Here is a 15897-nt window from a genome sequence, read left to right as displayed (position 1 = left end):
GAATTATTGACATGACTCGCACTCGGGATTATCAATGGCGCAACTCATCGCGGTCATGTTTCCCTCTGCGGGGACTGCGTTCAAGGTGCCGGCTTCAACCGTGGATTTTTCCGCCGATGTCGCTCCCAGAGAGCGCAAGTAATAGGTTGTTTTCAGACCGCGCAGCCACGCCAGTTTATAGGTTTCATCCAGCTTTTTGCCCGAAACGCCCGCTATATAAATGTTGAGTGATTGCGCCTGGTCAATCCATTTCTGCCGCCGTGACGCCGCTTCGATCAACCACTGGGGATCGATCTCGAAGGCGGTGGCGTAAAGTCTGCGAATATCAGCTGGTACCCGGTCGATCTTGCTTAAGGCGCCATCAAAATACTTGAGATCGGAAATCATGACTTCGTCCCAGAGTCCAAGTTTTTTCAAGTCGTTTACCAGCTGTTCGCCAGCCATGGTGAATTCTCCCGACAAGTTGGACTTGACGTAAAGATTCTGAAAGGTCGGCTCGATACTGGCGGATACGCCAATGATATTGGAAATGGTGGCGGTGGGTGCAATCGCAAGGCAATTGGAATTGCGCATGCCATGCTTTTTTATGCGTTCACGCAACGCATCCCATTCCAGGGTGGCCGACATGTCCACATCGACATAACCTCCCCGTTCCTCACGCAATAGATCGAGAGTATCCTGCGGCAGTATGCCGCGATCCCACAGGCTTCCGCGATAAGAAGCATAACGGCCCCGCTCCTCGGCCAATTCAGTGGAAGCCCAATAGGCATGGTAGGCGACCGCTTCCATTGCATGATCGGCGAATTCCACTGCCTCTTGCGAGGCGTAAGGAACGCGCAGCCTGTGCAGGCAATCCTGGAAGCCCATAATGCCCAGCCCCACCGGACGGTGCCTGAGGTTTGAATTGCGTGCCTTGGGGACGGCATAGAAATTTATATCGATTACGTTGTCGAGCATGCGCATGGCGGTGCTGACAGTACGCTTGAGCTTGCCGGCGTCAAGCTCACCGTCATTGATATGGGCCGCCAGATTGACCGAACCGAGATTGCATACCGCGATTTCATGATCATTGGTATTCAGTGTTATCTCCGTACAGAGATTGGAGCTGTGTACCACACCGGCGTGGTTTTGCGGCGAGCGGATATTGCATGGGTCTTTGAAGGTGATCCATGGGTGTCCTGTTTCAAACAGCATGCTGAGCATTTTGCGCCATAATTGCTGCGCGGGAATTTTCTTGTGCAGACTCAACTCCCCACGCGCGACCTTTTCCTCGTAGGCAAGGTAGGCCTGCTCAAACTGTTTGCCAAATTTTTCATGCAGATCAGGCACGTCGGAGGGTGAAAAAAGTGTCCATTCGCCCCCTTCCATTACCCGCTTCATGAACAGGTCCGGAACCCAGGTAGCGGTATTCATATCATGGGTGCGGCGGCGGTCATCCCCCGTGTTCTTGCGCAACTCCAGAAATTCCTCGATATCCAGATGCCATGATTCCAGATAAGAGCAAACCGCACCCTTGCGCTTACCGCCTTGGTTCACCGCTACCGCGGTATCGGATACCACTTTAAGAAACGGTACCACCCCCTGTGATTTGCCATTGGTACCCTTGATACGCGAACCCATCGCCCGCACTGGCGTCCAGTCATTTCCGAGTCCGCCGGCATACTTGGCAAGCAACGCGTTTTCCTTGATTGCCTCGTAAATGCCATCGAGATTATCTGCCACCGTGGTGAGATAACACGAGGATAATTGCGGGCGGCGGGTGCCTGAATTAAACAGGGTTGGGGTAGAACTCATGAAATCGAAATTTGACAGCACGTGGTAGAACTCTATGGCGCGTGCCTCGCGGTCAACTTCGTTCAGCGCAAGCCCCATCGCTACACGCATGAAGAAAGCCTGCGGCAACTCGATGCGCCGGTCCTGCACATGCAGGAAATAGCGGTCATACAAAGTCTGCAAACCGAGATAACCGAATTTGAGGTCGCGGCCGGCATCCAGTGTCCTGGCCAAACGCGGCAGATCAAACTGCGCCAGGCGCTCATCCAGCAATTCAGCCTCGATACCGCGTTTAATGAAATCGGGGAAATAGTCCGCGTAGCGATCCACCATGTCCTGCTGTATGACTTCTTCGCCCAGTACCTCGAAACGAATGGTATGCAACAACAGGCGCGCGGTGACGTAGCTGTAGGCGGGCTCTTTCTCGATTAATGCGCGTGCCGACAGGACAACCGATTTTCTTACCTCTTCCACTGGCACCCCGTCGTACAGGTCTTTCAACGTGGCTTTAAGTATCAGCGTGGCGTTTACCCCCTCACCCAAATTCGCGCAGGAAGATTCGATCAGCGACAGCAGTTGCGCTGTGTCAAGCGGGAATTTACGCCCATTTTCCACTACATTCAGAATATTGGCCGGCACTTCCACCACCGCCATTTCCTTCTGTTTTGCCCGCTTGCGCGCACGGTCTTCGCGGTAAAGCACATAAGAGCGCGCCACATCGTGCTCACCGGAGCGCATTAATGCCAGCTCTACCTGATCCTGGATATCCTCGATATGAAAAGTACCGCCTGTGGGCTGGCGGCGAATCAACGCATTGACCACATCATCTGTCAGTCGTGCCACCACTTCGCGAACCCTGGCGGAAGCCACGCCTTGACCGCCGTTGACGGCGATGAATGCCTTGGTCATGGCGATGGAAATCTTATTCGGCTCGAATGCGACAACGGAGCCATTGCGGCGAATGATCTTGTATTGGGAATAGCGAGAATCCGGCATGGGGAGGGCTGAAGAAAAATCGTACCCGGGTACTGCCGGGTGGGTTGTATTGTCTGTTACAAGCTGCATATGGATTCTCCTCATCGGTACGGGAAATGCATGCTTTCCATTGACTGAAGTTGGATGCTGTGGCACCAACAAAACCACTACATCTAGTATTCCTGTCCGGCACAATTTACTATTACTAGTGCGTCATGCCATAGTGCAATATTTTTTGATGTGTGTCAAAATTTTTCTCGAGATTGAATATTGGATGAGTGCCCATGGCATTGTGAAGTTGCCCATCTACGCTGAGCAGCTCCATCAGGCCGAGTCAGTCTGGCTGAGATAGTTGCCGCGCCTGTTTTGCCATTTCGAGGGCATCGCGAATCTGTTCCGGCTTGTGGGCGCGCAAGCCTTCCGCCAAGGCGCGCGAGGCATCCCTGCGGAGCTCGGCATAATGGCGCAGCATTTCCACTGTCGCGGCGGAAGGCAGGGCAGGATTGGGGGGGAGGTGGGAAAGTTGCTCAAAGCTCTCTTCGTAACGATCTCCAACTGCTGTATCGATGCGTCCGGCAAGCTCATCGAATGAGATGCCGCCACGGTTGCCCTCATCAAGTATGCCCTGCCACGCTTGGCTGATCGCCATATCGTCACGCAAAAATTCCCCAATCTCTTTGCGTGCCAACACCTCTTCGCTCCATCGGTAGGTCCGCACCGGAATCTGGCTGATCAGGAGGACAACAGCCAATGCAAAAGCGCTTCCCGCGAGCAGGCGGCTGCGGCCCGATGCCTGTTTGGCTCCGCTTACTGGCCGGGCAAGTATTATTCCAGCCAGCATTCCGGTCAAGAAACCGCCTATATGTGCGGCATTGTCGATACCGGTAATTAGAAAACCGAGAATAAGGGTGGCTGCCGTAAAACCGGAAGCTCCCCAGAAAAACCAGCGGAATTCCTGGGGATGAAGATTGTGCCGTTCGCGCCAGAGAAATATCAGCAGTGCGCCATACAGGCCAAAAATGGCGCCTGACGCACCGCCGGACACGGCCAGTCCTCGATGCGCGACCAGCGATAGCAGATTACCGGTCAGTCCACTAATAAAATAAATGCCGGCAAAACGAACGTGCCCATACATGCGCTCAACCAGTTGTCCTCCATCCCAGAGTGCCCAGAGATTCAGCGTCAGATGCACGGCGCCGAAATGGAGGAACATGGCGCTACCGAGCCGCCACCATTCCCCATCCTGGGTAGCCGGGCCAAAATTCGCTCCCCAGGCCAGTTGCACGCTATTGGATGAATGCCACAGGCCGGCGCCTCCGGCGAGCATCGCCACGAAAACCAGCAGATTGATGCCTACCAGCAGTTTCGTTACGGGCACCCGGGGCGTTCGCTGGTAAAGAAGATCATGGAGAGACAGCATGGGGCCGTGGATTCATTTTCCTGGAGCCGCTATTATGCATGAGGATGAAATTCGCTTATCCAATTCGATAAAGTATAAACCCCTCTCAATTCTCGATTTGCAAGCAATCGGTTCCGCAGATGATTTACCAATATGGGTGTAACGTGTCGAAACAGGATCGCCTGCAAATGAGCAGGCGTCACCATGCCATATTGCCAGCCGGTTCCCCATGATAAGACTTTTATCACAATTCACCGTCGCCCTGCTGGCTGCGCTGTTATTCAGTCCCTTGCCTGTCGATGCGCAGGTAAAAGTCCAGTTACCGCGCACGGGACTGACGCCGGAAGATCTTGCTGTCATCATTAACGACGACGATCCGTTATCACGGCAAATCGGAGATTACTATCAGAAGGCACGCCACATCCCGGCAGCCAACATGATCCATTTGCGTTTCCAGCCCGGTCGTAACGCGCTTTCGAAGGATGAGTTTCAGCAACTGAAAGCCGAGATTGACCGGGCAACGCCCGCACATGTTCAAGCCTACGCCGTGGCCTGGGCGGATCCCTACCGGGTGGACTGCATGTCTCTGACTTCCGCGCTGGCTTTCGGCTTCGACGAAGGCTACTGTTCATCCGGATGTGGCCCGACTGCACCGAGCCCATATTTCAATTCCCCCAGTCTTAGCCCCGCCAGCGATCATAAATTACGGCCGGCGATGATGCTGGCGGGCACCCATTTCGAACAGGTTAAGGCGCTGATCGACCGGGGTGTCGCAGCTGACTACAGCTTCCCGGAGGGACGTGCTTACCTGGTTATTACGTCCGATAAAGCGCGCAGTGTGCGAGCGAGTTATTTCGAGCGGACCGCAAAAGAACTGGCCGGGGTTTTCCCCATCTCGATTCTCGAGACCGACGCAATTACCGGCCGTCACGATATTCTGTTTTATTTCACGGGACTGGCGCATGTGCCGCAGCTCCATACGCTGGATTTCATGCCCGGTGCGTTGGCGGATCATTTGACATCGACCGGGGGCCAGCTTACCGATTCAAGTCAGATGAGCAGTTTGCGCTGGCTGGAAGCGGGCGCCACGGCGAGCTACGGTACCGTAGTGGAGCCCTGCAATCATATGCAGAAGTTTCCTTTTCCAGGTATCGCCATGTTTCACTATGCGCTTGGCGCAAGTGCCATTGAAGCCTACTGGAAGAGCGTAGCGTGGCCGGGAGAAGGCGTATTTATAGGCGAACCGCTGGCCCGGCCATTTGCACCCAGCCTGCGGGAGATTCGCGCCGGACAATTCGAATTGCGCATTTTCTCGCCGCGTGAACGGCTGCTGAGAATTGAACGATCTCATTCAGCCGCCGGCCCGTTCAAGCCCATTGCGCAGCATCCTTCATTGCGCCGCGGCGCGAATCGGGTACGCTTCAATTTTGCTGAAAAAGAAGGTTACCTCAGGGTACGATGGTGAGATGACGCCCTCTATTTTACCGATGAGTCCTGCTGCATTCCCGTGTAAATCAAACTGGCGAATGTAATCCGCCTCAACATCGTTATAATAACGGCTGCAAATAACCCGTGATTATGACATAGACATGAACCCGCCAGCGCAGCCCAACTTCAAATCCCATTTAATTGAACTTCTACGCCCGGTCCTGAGTGAAATCGCACCGCAGGATTTGGATGTGGATATCGAGTTCGCACGTCCCAAGCAGGCTGATCATGGTGATTATTCCTGCAATCTCGCGATGCAACTGGCCAAGCCATTGCGTCGGAGCCCACGCGATATTGCCGGACTGCTCATTGATGCGCTATCCACTTCGCCTTATCTGGAAAAAATCGAGATCGCGGGTGCCGGGTTCATCAACCTGTTCCTCAAGACGATCGTCAAACAGTGGTTCCCGCGCTATGTACTGGAAGGTGGCGGAAAGTTTGGTCATGGCAACATGGGCGCGGGTATAAAAATTCAGGTGGAATTCGTTTCGGCCAACCCTACCGGGCCGCTGCATGTGGGTCATGGGCGCGGTGCCGCATTTGGCGCAAGCCTGGCGAACGTGCTGGCCGCCGCCGGTTTTTCCGTTGCCCGCGAATATTATGTTAACGATGCGGGACGGCAGATGGATATTCTGGCGCTTTCCACCTGGCTACGTTATCTGGAACTGCATGGAGCCGCGTTGCGCTTTCCCGGCAACGCCTATCAAGGCGAGTATGTACGCGATATGGCGCGGCTGATTCATAAAGCGCATGGAGGGCGCTATCTGCATCAGCCCGATTTGCTGTTCGAAGGCATCTCCTCCGAAGCGGATGCGGATACGGAGGCCCAGCTCGACCGGTTAATTGCCAGTGCCAAGAAATTGCTGGGACAGGATTATGCATATATTCATAATTTTGTTCTTACCGAACAATTGGGGGATTGCCGCAATGACTTGATGGAATTCGGAGTCGTTTTCGATACCTGGTTTTCTGAACAATCGTTGTTTGACAGCGGGGCGGTAGCACAGGCGGTGCAATTGCTCGACCAGCAGAATTATCTGTACCAGCAGGATGGCGCCAAGTGGTTCCGTTCAATGCATTTCGGCGACGAGAAAGACCGGGTTGTACAACGGGAGAATGGGCAATTCACCTATTTTGCTTCCGATATCGCCTATCATCTCAACAAATTCGAGCGCGGCTTCGAACGCGTGATCGATGTGTGGGGAGCCGATCATCATGGCTATATCCCGCGGGTGAAAAGTGCCCTGCAGGCACTGGCGCTTGACCCCGCAAGACTTGAAATCGCCCTCGTGCAATTCGCGGTGCTTTACCGCAATGGCCAGAAAGCCTCCATGTCTACCCGCTCGGGAGAATTCGTGACGTTGCGGGAATTACGCCAGGAAGTGGGGAACGATGCGGCAAGATTCTTTTACGTGTTGCGCAAAAGCGATCAGCATCTGGATTTTGACCTGGATCTGGCTAAATCACAAAGCAACGATAACCCGGTATATTACATCCAGTATGCCCATGCAAGAGTTTGCAGCGTGCTGGAACAATGGGGCGAAGCGCGTGAGACGCTTGTCACCGCCGATATGACCCCGCTTACGAGCCCGGTGGAATTATCTCTGCTGCAGAAACTGATTGATTATCCCGAAATGGTGGAGGCGGCGGCGCGGGAACTTTCCCCCCATCTGATCGCCTTCTATCTCAGGGAACTGGCAGGGGAGTTTCACAGTTATTATAATGCTACCCGATTTCTTGTGCCGGAAATCCCGTTGCGGCTCGCCCGGCTGGGACTGATTGCCGCGGTAAGGCAGGTGCTGATGAATGGGCTGGAGCTGCTGGGCGTGAGTGCTCCCGAGAAGATGTAAAAAAGAATATTCATCCGATGGTGGGTTGCGAATTCAACAGGAAACAAAGAGGAAGCAAAGGTCAAGTGATGCAAAAAGTTATTATATGTCATGGCGCTCAGCAAAAGAATGGGTGGTTCCTGAGTGGTCAGCCGCCGGATTTAGGATAATATTTTTCATGAGCCGAGATTACAAAACCCGTCCGAATTCTCCAGCCTCCGGCATAATGGGAAATCCTCTATTGTTGGGTTTGTTTATCGGCTATGCGCTGGGTCTGCTCAGTGCCATAGGCATGTGGATGATCATTAACAATGCGCCGAGTCCATTCATCTCCCAGGACAAGCTCGCGGACAGCGCGGCAGTAAAAAGCACAGCAGATCAGGCTGGCCAAACTCAAAAGAGTGTCGCATCCGGTATTGAAGACAAATCAGCGAAAGCATCCGACGGCAAGCCGCGCTTCGAATTTTACAAAATACTGCCTGGCGCCGAGGAATCTGTAACAGAACAGCAATTCAAGCAGGCAGCACAGCAGCCGTCGTCCGGGGATAAGTACTTTCTTCAGGCAGGATCTTTCCAGAATAGCGATGATGCCGATAATCTGAAAGCGAAACTGGCGATGCTGGGCGTAGAAGCGTCTGTCCAGTCTGCCGATTTGTCGGAGAAAGGGATCTGGCACAGAGTGCGCGTAGGGCCTTTTACTTCAATGAACGACATTAATCAGGTTCGTGCTTCCTTGCAACAAAATGGTATTCAGAGCAGTCTCATGAAAGTGCATGAAGGTGTGCAGTAAGGGCGGCCCGTTCCGCAGCCAGTGCGAGCAAGGCATCCGTTTATCCCAAGGAGAAAAAATGAATTCAATGCGTTTACTAGCGGCGGTTCTTCTGCTTGCCGGCATGAATATTACCGGCATCTCCAGCGCTCGAGCCGAACTCGTGGAAGGACGTGATTACACGGTTCTGTCCCAACCTCAGCCCGTGAACAGCGGGAAAAACATCGAGGTTCTTGAATTCTTCTGGTACGGTTGCCCGCACTGCTACGCTTTGCATCCACACATCAGCGCCTGGCTCAAGAGAATGCCGAAAGATGTGAGCTTTCGTTACGTTCCGGCTATCTTTCGGGTCAACTGGACTCCCGGCGCAAAAACCTTTTACGCACTGGAAGCGCTTGGGGAAAGAGACAGGCTGCACGATAAAGTCTACGATGCGATTCATATCGGCAAGGTTGATCTGACCAATGATGACGTGCTGTTCGACTGGGTGGCCAAACAGGGAATAGACCGTCAGAAATTTATCGGCGCCTACAATTCTTTTTCGGTTCAAAACCAGCAGGTGCCCCAGTCCGTGCGTATGTCGAAGGAATATAGGCTTTCCGGTGTTCCCGCTTTGGTAGTGGACGGCAGGTACCTGACCAGCGGCAGGATGGGCGGCACACCGGAGGATACCATCAGGATACTGGATGAACTGATTGAGAAAGTGCGCAAGGAGAGGTTAAAAAAATAGCGCGATAGTTCCCGGTTTGATTGGTTTACGCAAACCCGGTACACCTGATGCCGTTAAAAGTCATTATTAGCGGCGCGTCCAGCGGCTTGGGCCAAGCACTGGCGCAACACTATGCGGGCCTGGGTGCAACGCTTGGTTTGATCGCAAGGCGCCAGGACCTGCTGGAAATCCTTTCCGTGGGACTATCCGGCGCGTCAATCTATGCCGTGGATGTCCGCGACGCGCCTGCAATCCAGGCGGCGGCGCAAGATTTCATGCAGCGCCATGGCTGTCCCGATATTGTCATCGCCAATGCGGGTATCAGTCGAGGTACTCTCACGGAATATGCCGAAGACAGCCAGGTTTTCGAGAACATCATCGCTACCAATGTCACGGGGATGGTCAATCTTTTTCAGCCGTTTATCGCCGCAATGCGGACATCTGGCCAAGGCAGCCTGGTCGGTATCGCCAGTGTTGCAGGGTATCGAGGCCTTCCCGGTGGCGGTGCCTACTCAGCATCCAAAGCCGCCGCCATCAGCTATCTGGAAAGCCTGCGCGTGGAAATGCACGGCAAGGGCGTGTCCGTCATTACGGTTTGTCCCGGCTATATTGTCACACCGATGACGGCGAATAATCCCTTTCGCATGCCTTTTATCCTGACGGCGGACGATGCTGCCGGAAAAATTGCTCGTATTATCAGGGACAAAACATTGTTTGCCGTCATTCCCTGGCAAATGGCTATTGTCGCACGGCTCTTGAAACTCCTCCCCAATTTCCTTTATGACCGGCTTTTCGCCAAGGCGCCACGCAAGCCGCGATAATATTGGTTATTGGTCGGGGGAATCCCCATTGTTTTTTCGTCGTCTTCCCCGCGATTTGTAAAGTGCGTGGAACTCAAGCGGAATAGCCATCAGAGTTGATCCAGGTCAACACAAGTTAAGGCCATACCAGACATCATCTGATCCGTAACAATACAGAAAGCATGAGCGTTCTATTTATTATGGAGATCAGATAATGAAATTCGCATCCCTCACCGTCATACTCGTGGCATTCACCCTGGCCGCCTGCGGTAAACCCACAGCGCCGGATTCCCCTGATCCTTCAGCATACGGGAAAGTCATTACGCCGGATCATCATGTTCCCAAAGAGCATCAAAATACCGATGAAAAGACATGATGAATTCGGCATAGGTTGCCCAGGAGTCAGGCCGAAGCTTGTTCCGTATTCTACTTCTTGAAATACGGCACGGGACTGAGTTTAAGCCAGCCGTGCCTTGATTTCATTGATGCGCGCCTCGCTTACCCTGGCATTGATTGCAGCCGGCAAGCGGGTGGAATCAGCAATGGACCTGGTCAATTCCGTGGCAATTGCACCTGCATCCACACTTCTGGCCGCAGCTAATGCTTCGCGCAGCCGTCCAGCCTGGGGGTAGGGTTTTTCGGCATAGCCGGGCCGGCCGTGAAAATCGCATGAGCAGGACTGCAGAAACTCTTCGAAGCGTTCTGGCTTGCGATAGGCATCCACGCCTTGCAGCATGTTGGCAATGGTGGCGGGACGCAGTTCCGCCGCGCGGTGGACATCACCATGGTAGCGTGCGACCAGCAATGCCAGATCACGCGCATCGTTGGGAGTCCGGATGCGCTCACATAGGTCCCTCACCAGCTTCACGCTGCGGATTTCATGCCCGACATGACGCGGCCATTCCTCGGGAGGTGTGGTGCCTTTGCCGAGATCATGGGTCAGTGACGCAAAGCGTACCGGCAGCGAATAATTTCTTGACGCGGCGTGATCGATAACCATCATCACATGCACACCCGTATCAATCTCGGGATGATATTGCGCCGGCTGGGGTACGCCAAACAACGCGTCCACCTCGGGCATGATACGGGTCAGCGCGCTGCATTCGCGGAGCGCATAAAACATGCGTGAAGGCTTGTGCTCCATCAATCCGCGAGCAAACTCCTGCCACACGCGTTCCGGCACCAGCGCATCCACCTCGCCGTTGTGTACCATCTCGTTCATCAGTGCAAGGGTCTCCGGCGCAATGTGAAAGCCGAAGCGCGCGGCGAAACGGGCTGTTCTCAGCACTCGTACCGGGTCTTCGGTAAATGCCGGACTGATATGGCGCAGCAGTCCCGCCTCGAGATCGGCCACGCCGTCAAACGGGTCAATGATATTGCCGTCCGGGTCCTTGGCGATGGCGTTGATAGTGAGGTCGCGTCGCGCCAGATCTTCCCGCAACGTGACTTCAGGGGAAGCGTAAACCTCAAAACCCTTGTAACCGCGCGAAACCTTACGCTCGGTGCGGGCCAACGCATATTGCTCCTGGCTTTGAGGATGAAGGAAAACGGGGAAATCTTTACCTACCGGTCGATACCCAAGCCGAACCATGTCGTCCGGAGTAGACCCCACCACGACGTAATCGTGGTCAGTAACCGGCAGACCCAGAATCTCGTCGCGAACCGAGCCGCCAACCAGGTATATTTTCATGAGCTGGAAAGAGCGGGAATTTTTATCGCCCTGCCCGATGGCGGAAGCGATCATACCGTTCACGCGGCATGAGGTTTGCCAGATACAGCGGCGCTATCTCTTCCAGTGCGGCGGGCTGGATACCCCAGACCTCCACGAGATTATTGACACCGGAACCGCATACGCTATCCATTTTCATCGAGTAATAATTATCCCGGGTCATAAGCTTGCCGGGCAGAAACTCTGTCACCAGCGCCTGCAGATAAGACAGGCCATCATTAAGGCCGATAATGGCCGGGTTATGTCCCGTTATATGCGCAGCATATTCTACCAATTGCCTCAGGGTATAGCATCGGGGACCGCATAGATCGTAACTCCGACCGAAGGTGTTTGGATCCTCCAGACTGGCCGCGAATGCGTGCGCCACATTTTCCACAAATACCGGTTGAAATTTTGCGCGGGGCGAGGCCAGAGGCAGTACCGGCAGCCACCGTCCCAGCCTGGCAAATAGGCTAAGAGAAGAATCCCCGGGTCCGAAGATGACCGACGGCCGAAAAGCGGTGGCCGCCAAGCTGGACGCCATCACGATGCGTTCGCCTTCCCCCTTGGAACGCAGGTATGCACTGGGGCGATCAATGCCTGCGTTGAGCGCGCTCATGTGCAACAGCCGCGTTATTCCATTACGCGTACATGCAGCTACGACTTTTCGAGGCAGTTCCACATGCACTGCCTTGAAGTCACCATGCAGAATGCCGGCCAGATTGATAACCGCATCCATGCCCACGAGCAGGCGATCAAGCGCCGCATCGTCGTGTACATCGGCTTCCACGACATCCGCCGTCGGCAGCACCAGCAATTCCTTGGCGCGCTCGCGGTGGCGGGTCGGGATACGGAGGTTGATTTCCTGCGTCGTCAGCAGGTTTGCAATGTGCTTGCCGACAAACCCGCTGCCACCAATAATGCATACATTATTGATTTTCATCTGGCTTATCTTCCTCTTCCGAAACATTCACGCCGTTCGATTTTGGTGCAACGACGCCGAGACGTTGCGTCAGAGTCCTCATCTGATGACCAAAGGTGCTGGCATAGTACATGGAGTTGCTCATCACTTTTTTTACGTAGTCGCGGGTCTCATTGAAAGGGATGGTTTCGGCGTAGATAGCGCCTTCCAGCGGCTTCTCGTCCCGCCATTGCCGTGCCCGTCCCGGACCGGCATTGTAAGCTGCGGAAGCCATCAGCGACTGGTCATCGAACAACGTCAGAACGTGCTTGAGATAGTACGTGCCCAACATCAGATTGGTATTGACATCCGTGACAAGGGTTTTATGGTATTTCTGCATCCCTAATTTTCTTGCCACCCATTTTGCGGTACCCGGCATCAATTGCATCAGGCCCATTGCTCCGGCGCTGGATCTGGCATCGCTAACGAAGCGGCTCTCCTGGCGGATAAGACCGTACACCCAGGCTTCGTCAAGCTCCTGTTGCTTCAAGGCATCACGCATGGCTTCTCGATGAGGAGCGAGGAAACGCAGGCTGAAATCATGCTGAAGCCGGGTTTTATCAGCGGTATGAATGGCACGATCATAGAGTCCGTTACGCCGTGCGACTTCAGCGGCGGCAAGTAGCTGCCGGTCGTCGAAATCGCGTATCGCCCAGGCCCACTCACGTATGGCTTCGGTACGCAGATTCAGGCGATACAAAGCGAGCGCCCGTTGAATTCCGGGTGTCCGCTCGATAACGGTAATTTCCTCTCTTGTGGCTTTATAAGGGTCGGCGAGGGCGCTCATCACAACCCCTAGATCCTCTTCGGCCAGTTGGCCGTAAAAATTGTGCTCGGCACTTAAAGGGGCAAGGATGGCGTTCGCCTCCACTATCTTGCCCTGGGCCTTCAGGGCTCGCGCCTTCCAGTAACGCCATACTCCTGTTTCTTGTTCCGCAGCCGACATGGCCTCGATGGTCTCCAATACCAGCCCCCAATCCCCAACGCGCAGCGCCGCGCGGGTTTTCCATCCAAGCTGCGCGTCCGACAACGGGACCCGTGCGCTGCCGGCACCGGCAGCTTCCTTGAACCAGCCCAGTGCACGCGGGTTCAGTCTGCGCGCAGCCTGATCCGCCAATTGCACCATGAAATAAGATCGGTCCTTTTCGTTGAATTGCCCGCGTATCCTGGTCCAGTACACATAGGCCTGATCGGGGCCACTGCGAAGCAGGCGCAGCATTGCGAAAAGGGCAATTTCCCGGTCGGCGCGAGTCTTGATTTCGTTGCGGTGTTTTTCCAGATAGCGCAGGGGATTGTCTGTGGCGGCGGTCAACTTGCGTTCATTGAGTGCCTGATTACCCGGCAGGTACTGGTTGATGCGTTTTGCCACGCTCACGTTGCCCGTTTCCAGTGCCAGGCGCAATCGTGTCCACACATCGTCCAATGTCAGTGTTCCCGCGCTGATAAGCATCTCGAATACCGGCGTACAGCTTGCCGGCAGGTCGCGTCCGTTAAACCATAGCGGACGGGCCGCGTTAAACGCATTGTCATCATTTGTGCCAAGGCGCTGTTGCAGGGAATAGCAGGTGAGTTCAGTATCCCCATTAATCACCCCCGGATATGCTTCGGCAAATAGCTCCCATTGCTGGGTCTTGCCTAGAGCTTTCAGCCATTCACCCTGCAGGCGATCACTTAGAGGGCTGTCCTGATAGCGGGAAAGAAACTTTTTAATGCTATCCGCACTCCCACTAGTATTTTCCAACTGTGGACGGAGCTGGTAGTAAGCGGCATAGGGTTCCAGCACATGCCCTTGCAGCCGCTGGGCGTAAAGAGCCACGCGGGCGGAATCTCCCACCTGAAATGCCTGCCTCATGGCGATGAAGTCATCATCCGGGCTGGCCGCTAGAATACCTGCGTAGATTGCAAGGGATAACCCCGCTAATCCCGCTACGCCTGCTGATCCCGCAAAAAAGTTTCCCATAACCTGCTATATATAATAAATATCCGGAATGAAAAATCGAACCGTCACCCCATCGTCTTTTATCTTTGACACTTCATTTTAAAGAATAGCACACCATGCCGTATATCAGCCTGAACCCCGCAAGCAATAAGACATTGAAAACTTATACCAGCTGGGATAGCCATCATCTCGCGTCAATTCTGGAGCAGGCATACGACTCTCAGCAACTCTCATTGCACACAACATTTGCCGAACGCGCAGAGCATATGAACCGAGCCGCCACGCTGCTGCACGGGCGGGCTAATGAGTATGCGGCGCTGATGGCTGTCGAAATGGGGAAGCCGCTGCGCGAGGGTCGCGCGGAGGTGGAAAAATGTGCGCTTGCCTGTGATTATTATGCGGTGCATGCCGAACATTTCATGCAAAGCGAGAGGGTCCGGACCGATGCGGGCAAGAGTTATGTATCTTATGATCCCATCGGTGTCGTTTTGGGTGTGATGCCCTGGAACTTCCCGTTTTTTCAGGTCATCCGCTTTGCGGCGCCCGCGCTGATGGCGGGTAACGCCTGTGTCCTGAAACACGCCTCCAGCGTACCGCAATGCGCGTTGGCGCTGGAGCAATTGTTCCGTGACGCGGGATTTCCTCCGTATCTCTTCACCACGCTCATGATAGAGGCCGCCGATGTGGCTGAAGCCATCGCCAGTCACTACGTTCATGCGGTGACGCTTACCGGTTCGGAGACCGCCGGGCGTGAAGTCGCCGCGCATGCAGGCCAGCATTTGAAGAAATGTGTACTGGAGCTGGGTGGATCGGATGCGTTCATTATATTGAAGGATGCGGATCTGGAACAAGCCGCCAATATTGCGGTGAGATCGCGGTTCCAGAACTGCGGTCAATCGTGCATTGCAGCCAAGCGTATTATTCCCGTTGCGGAAATCGCCGACGAATTTCTATCGCTGTTCATTAAGAAAGCTGAGGATTTGAGAATGGGCGATCCGCTGGATGAAGCAACACAGATGGGTCCAATGGCACGCCTTGATTTGCGGGAGGCGTTGCATGAGCAGGTAACCGATTCGATCGCGCAAGGTGCGCAGGCAATACTTGGATGCGAGCCGATATCGGGAGAAGGGGCATTCTACCCACCATCGATACTTGACGGAGTAACTGCGAAAACCCGTGCGTACCATGAAGAATTATTCGGACCGGTGGCTGCGGTGATACGCGCCACTGATGAAGAAGAGGCTGTTCATATTGCCAACGATACCCGTTTTGGTCTTGGCTCCAGCATCTGGAGCCGGGATACCGAATATGCGGAGAAAATCGCGCGGCGAATTCAGGCCGGTTGCACCTTTATCAATGGCATGGTTCGGTCTGACCCGCGCCTGCCCTTTGGCGGCACCAAGGCTTCCGGTTTTGGCAGGGAACTGTCGTACCATGGCATTCGAGAGTTCGCTAATATCAAAACGGTCTGGATCCGGTAAAGCTTCCGGGAAGCCGATCGTTCGCCAGTAAAAGATTTCTGTCAGCCCCTGCTCCACGAAGAATTT

12 protein-coding genes are annotated in these 15897 nt (G+C 54.4%); 7 read left to right on the top strand and 5 right to left on the bottom strand.

Features of this window, described 5'->3' with window-relative positions:
- Nucleotides 1-3 precede the first annotated feature (3 nt).
- Complete coding sequence (locus tag EBAPG3_RS00665; RefSeq protein ID WP_004180627.1) at nt 4-2838, bottom strand: ribonucleoside-diphosphate reductase subunit alpha; 2835 nt, start codon at nt 2836-2838, stop codon at nt 4-6.
- A gap of 244 nt (nt 2839-3082) precedes the next feature.
- Complete coding sequence (locus EBAPG3_RS00660; protein WP_004180624.1) at nt 3083-4168, bottom strand: rhomboid family intramembrane serine protease; 1086 nt, start codon at nt 4166-4168, stop codon at nt 3083-3085.
- 208 nt (nt 4169-4376) lie between these two features.
- Here EBAPG3_RS00660 and EBAPG3_RS00655 point away from each other — a divergent pair, with 208 nt between their 5' ends.
- The 6 genes from EBAPG3_RS00655 (at nt 4377) to EBAPG3_RS15115 (ending at nt 10118) form a co-directional block, all read left to right on the top strand.
- The gene (locus tag EBAPG3_RS00655; protein WP_004180620.1) at nt 4377-5612 is read left to right on the top strand and encodes a TIGR03790 family protein; all 1236 of its coding nucleotides are present in this window, start codon (nt 4377-4379) and stop codon (nt 5610-5612) included.
- A gap of 124 nt (nt 5613-5736) precedes the next feature.
- Nucleotides 5737-7485 (top strand): arginine--tRNA ligase, encoded by a 1749-nt coding sequence (gene argS, locus EBAPG3_RS00650; protein WP_004180618.1) that lies wholly within the window; start codon nt 5737-5739, stop codon nt 7483-7485.
- An 85-nt stretch (nt 7486-7570) separates the two neighbouring features.
- Nucleotides 7571-8254: an SPOR domain-containing protein gene (locus EBAPG3_RS00645; protein ID WP_227869242.1), complete on the top strand. Its 684-nt coding sequence runs from the start codon at nt 7571-7573 to the stop codon at nt 8252-8254.
- A 58-nt stretch (nt 8255-8312) separates the two neighbouring features.
- Nucleotides 8313-8963 carry a thiol:disulfide interchange protein DsbA/DsbL gene (locus EBAPG3_RS00640; protein WP_004180614.1) on the top strand — a complete coding sequence of 217 codons (651 nt, stop codon included), beginning with the start codon at nt 8313-8315 and terminating at the stop codon, nt 8961-8963.
- Between the two features lie 47 nt (nt 8964-9010).
- Entirely contained in the window at nt 9011-9763 is a 753-nt protein-coding gene (locus EBAPG3_RS00635) for an SDR family oxidoreductase (protein WP_004180612.1), read from the top strand.
- A 193-nt stretch (nt 9764-9956) separates the two neighbouring features.
- Complete coding sequence (locus tag EBAPG3_RS15115; RefSeq protein ID WP_004180608.1) at nt 9957-10118, top strand: hypothetical protein; 162 nt, start codon at nt 9957-9959, stop codon at nt 10116-10118.
- 81 nt (nt 10119-10199) lie between these two features.
- Here the strand turns inward: EBAPG3_RS15115 and EBAPG3_RS00630 are convergent, their stop codons facing one another.
- From EBAPG3_RS00630 to EBAPG3_RS00620, 3 genes are read right to left on the bottom strand one after another with little or no spacing between them, the layout of a single operon-like run.
- The gene (locus EBAPG3_RS00630; protein ID WP_040853193.1) at nt 10200-11432 is read right to left on the bottom strand and encodes a multifunctional CCA addition/repair protein; all 1233 of its coding nucleotides are present in this window, start codon (nt 11430-11432) and stop codon (nt 10200-10202) included.
- Nucleotides 11433-11454: 22 nt separating this feature from the next.
- A complete protein-coding gene (locus EBAPG3_RS00625; protein WP_004180604.1) occupies nt 11455-12393 on the bottom strand; it encodes a complex I NDUFA9 subunit family protein in 939 nt (312 codons plus the stop codon).
- A complete protein-coding gene (locus EBAPG3_RS00620; RefSeq protein ID WP_004180603.1) occupies nt 12380-14371 on the bottom strand; it encodes a lytic transglycosylase domain-containing protein in 1992 nt (663 codons plus the stop codon). Before EBAPG3_RS00620 ends, EBAPG3_RS00625 begins: the two co-directional genes overlap by 14 nt.
- Nucleotides 14372-14466: 95 nt before the next feature.
- Between EBAPG3_RS00620 and EBAPG3_RS00615 the strand changes: the two genes are divergently transcribed.
- Nucleotides 14467-15831 carry an NAD-dependent succinate-semialdehyde dehydrogenase gene (locus EBAPG3_RS00615; protein ID WP_004180601.1) on the top strand — a complete coding sequence of 455 codons (1365 nt, stop codon included), beginning with the start codon at nt 14467-14469 and terminating at the stop codon, nt 15829-15831.
- Nucleotides 15832-15897: the final 66 nt, after the last annotated feature.

It is taken from the genome of Nitrosospira lacus (genome assembly GCF_000355765.4).
GTDB classification, from domain to species: domain Bacteria; phylum Pseudomonadota; class Gammaproteobacteria; order Burkholderiales; family Nitrosomonadaceae; genus Nitrosospira; species Nitrosospira lacus.
Note: the sequence above shows the minus strand (reverse complement) of the source record. Positions and strands in the feature narration are given on the sequence as shown.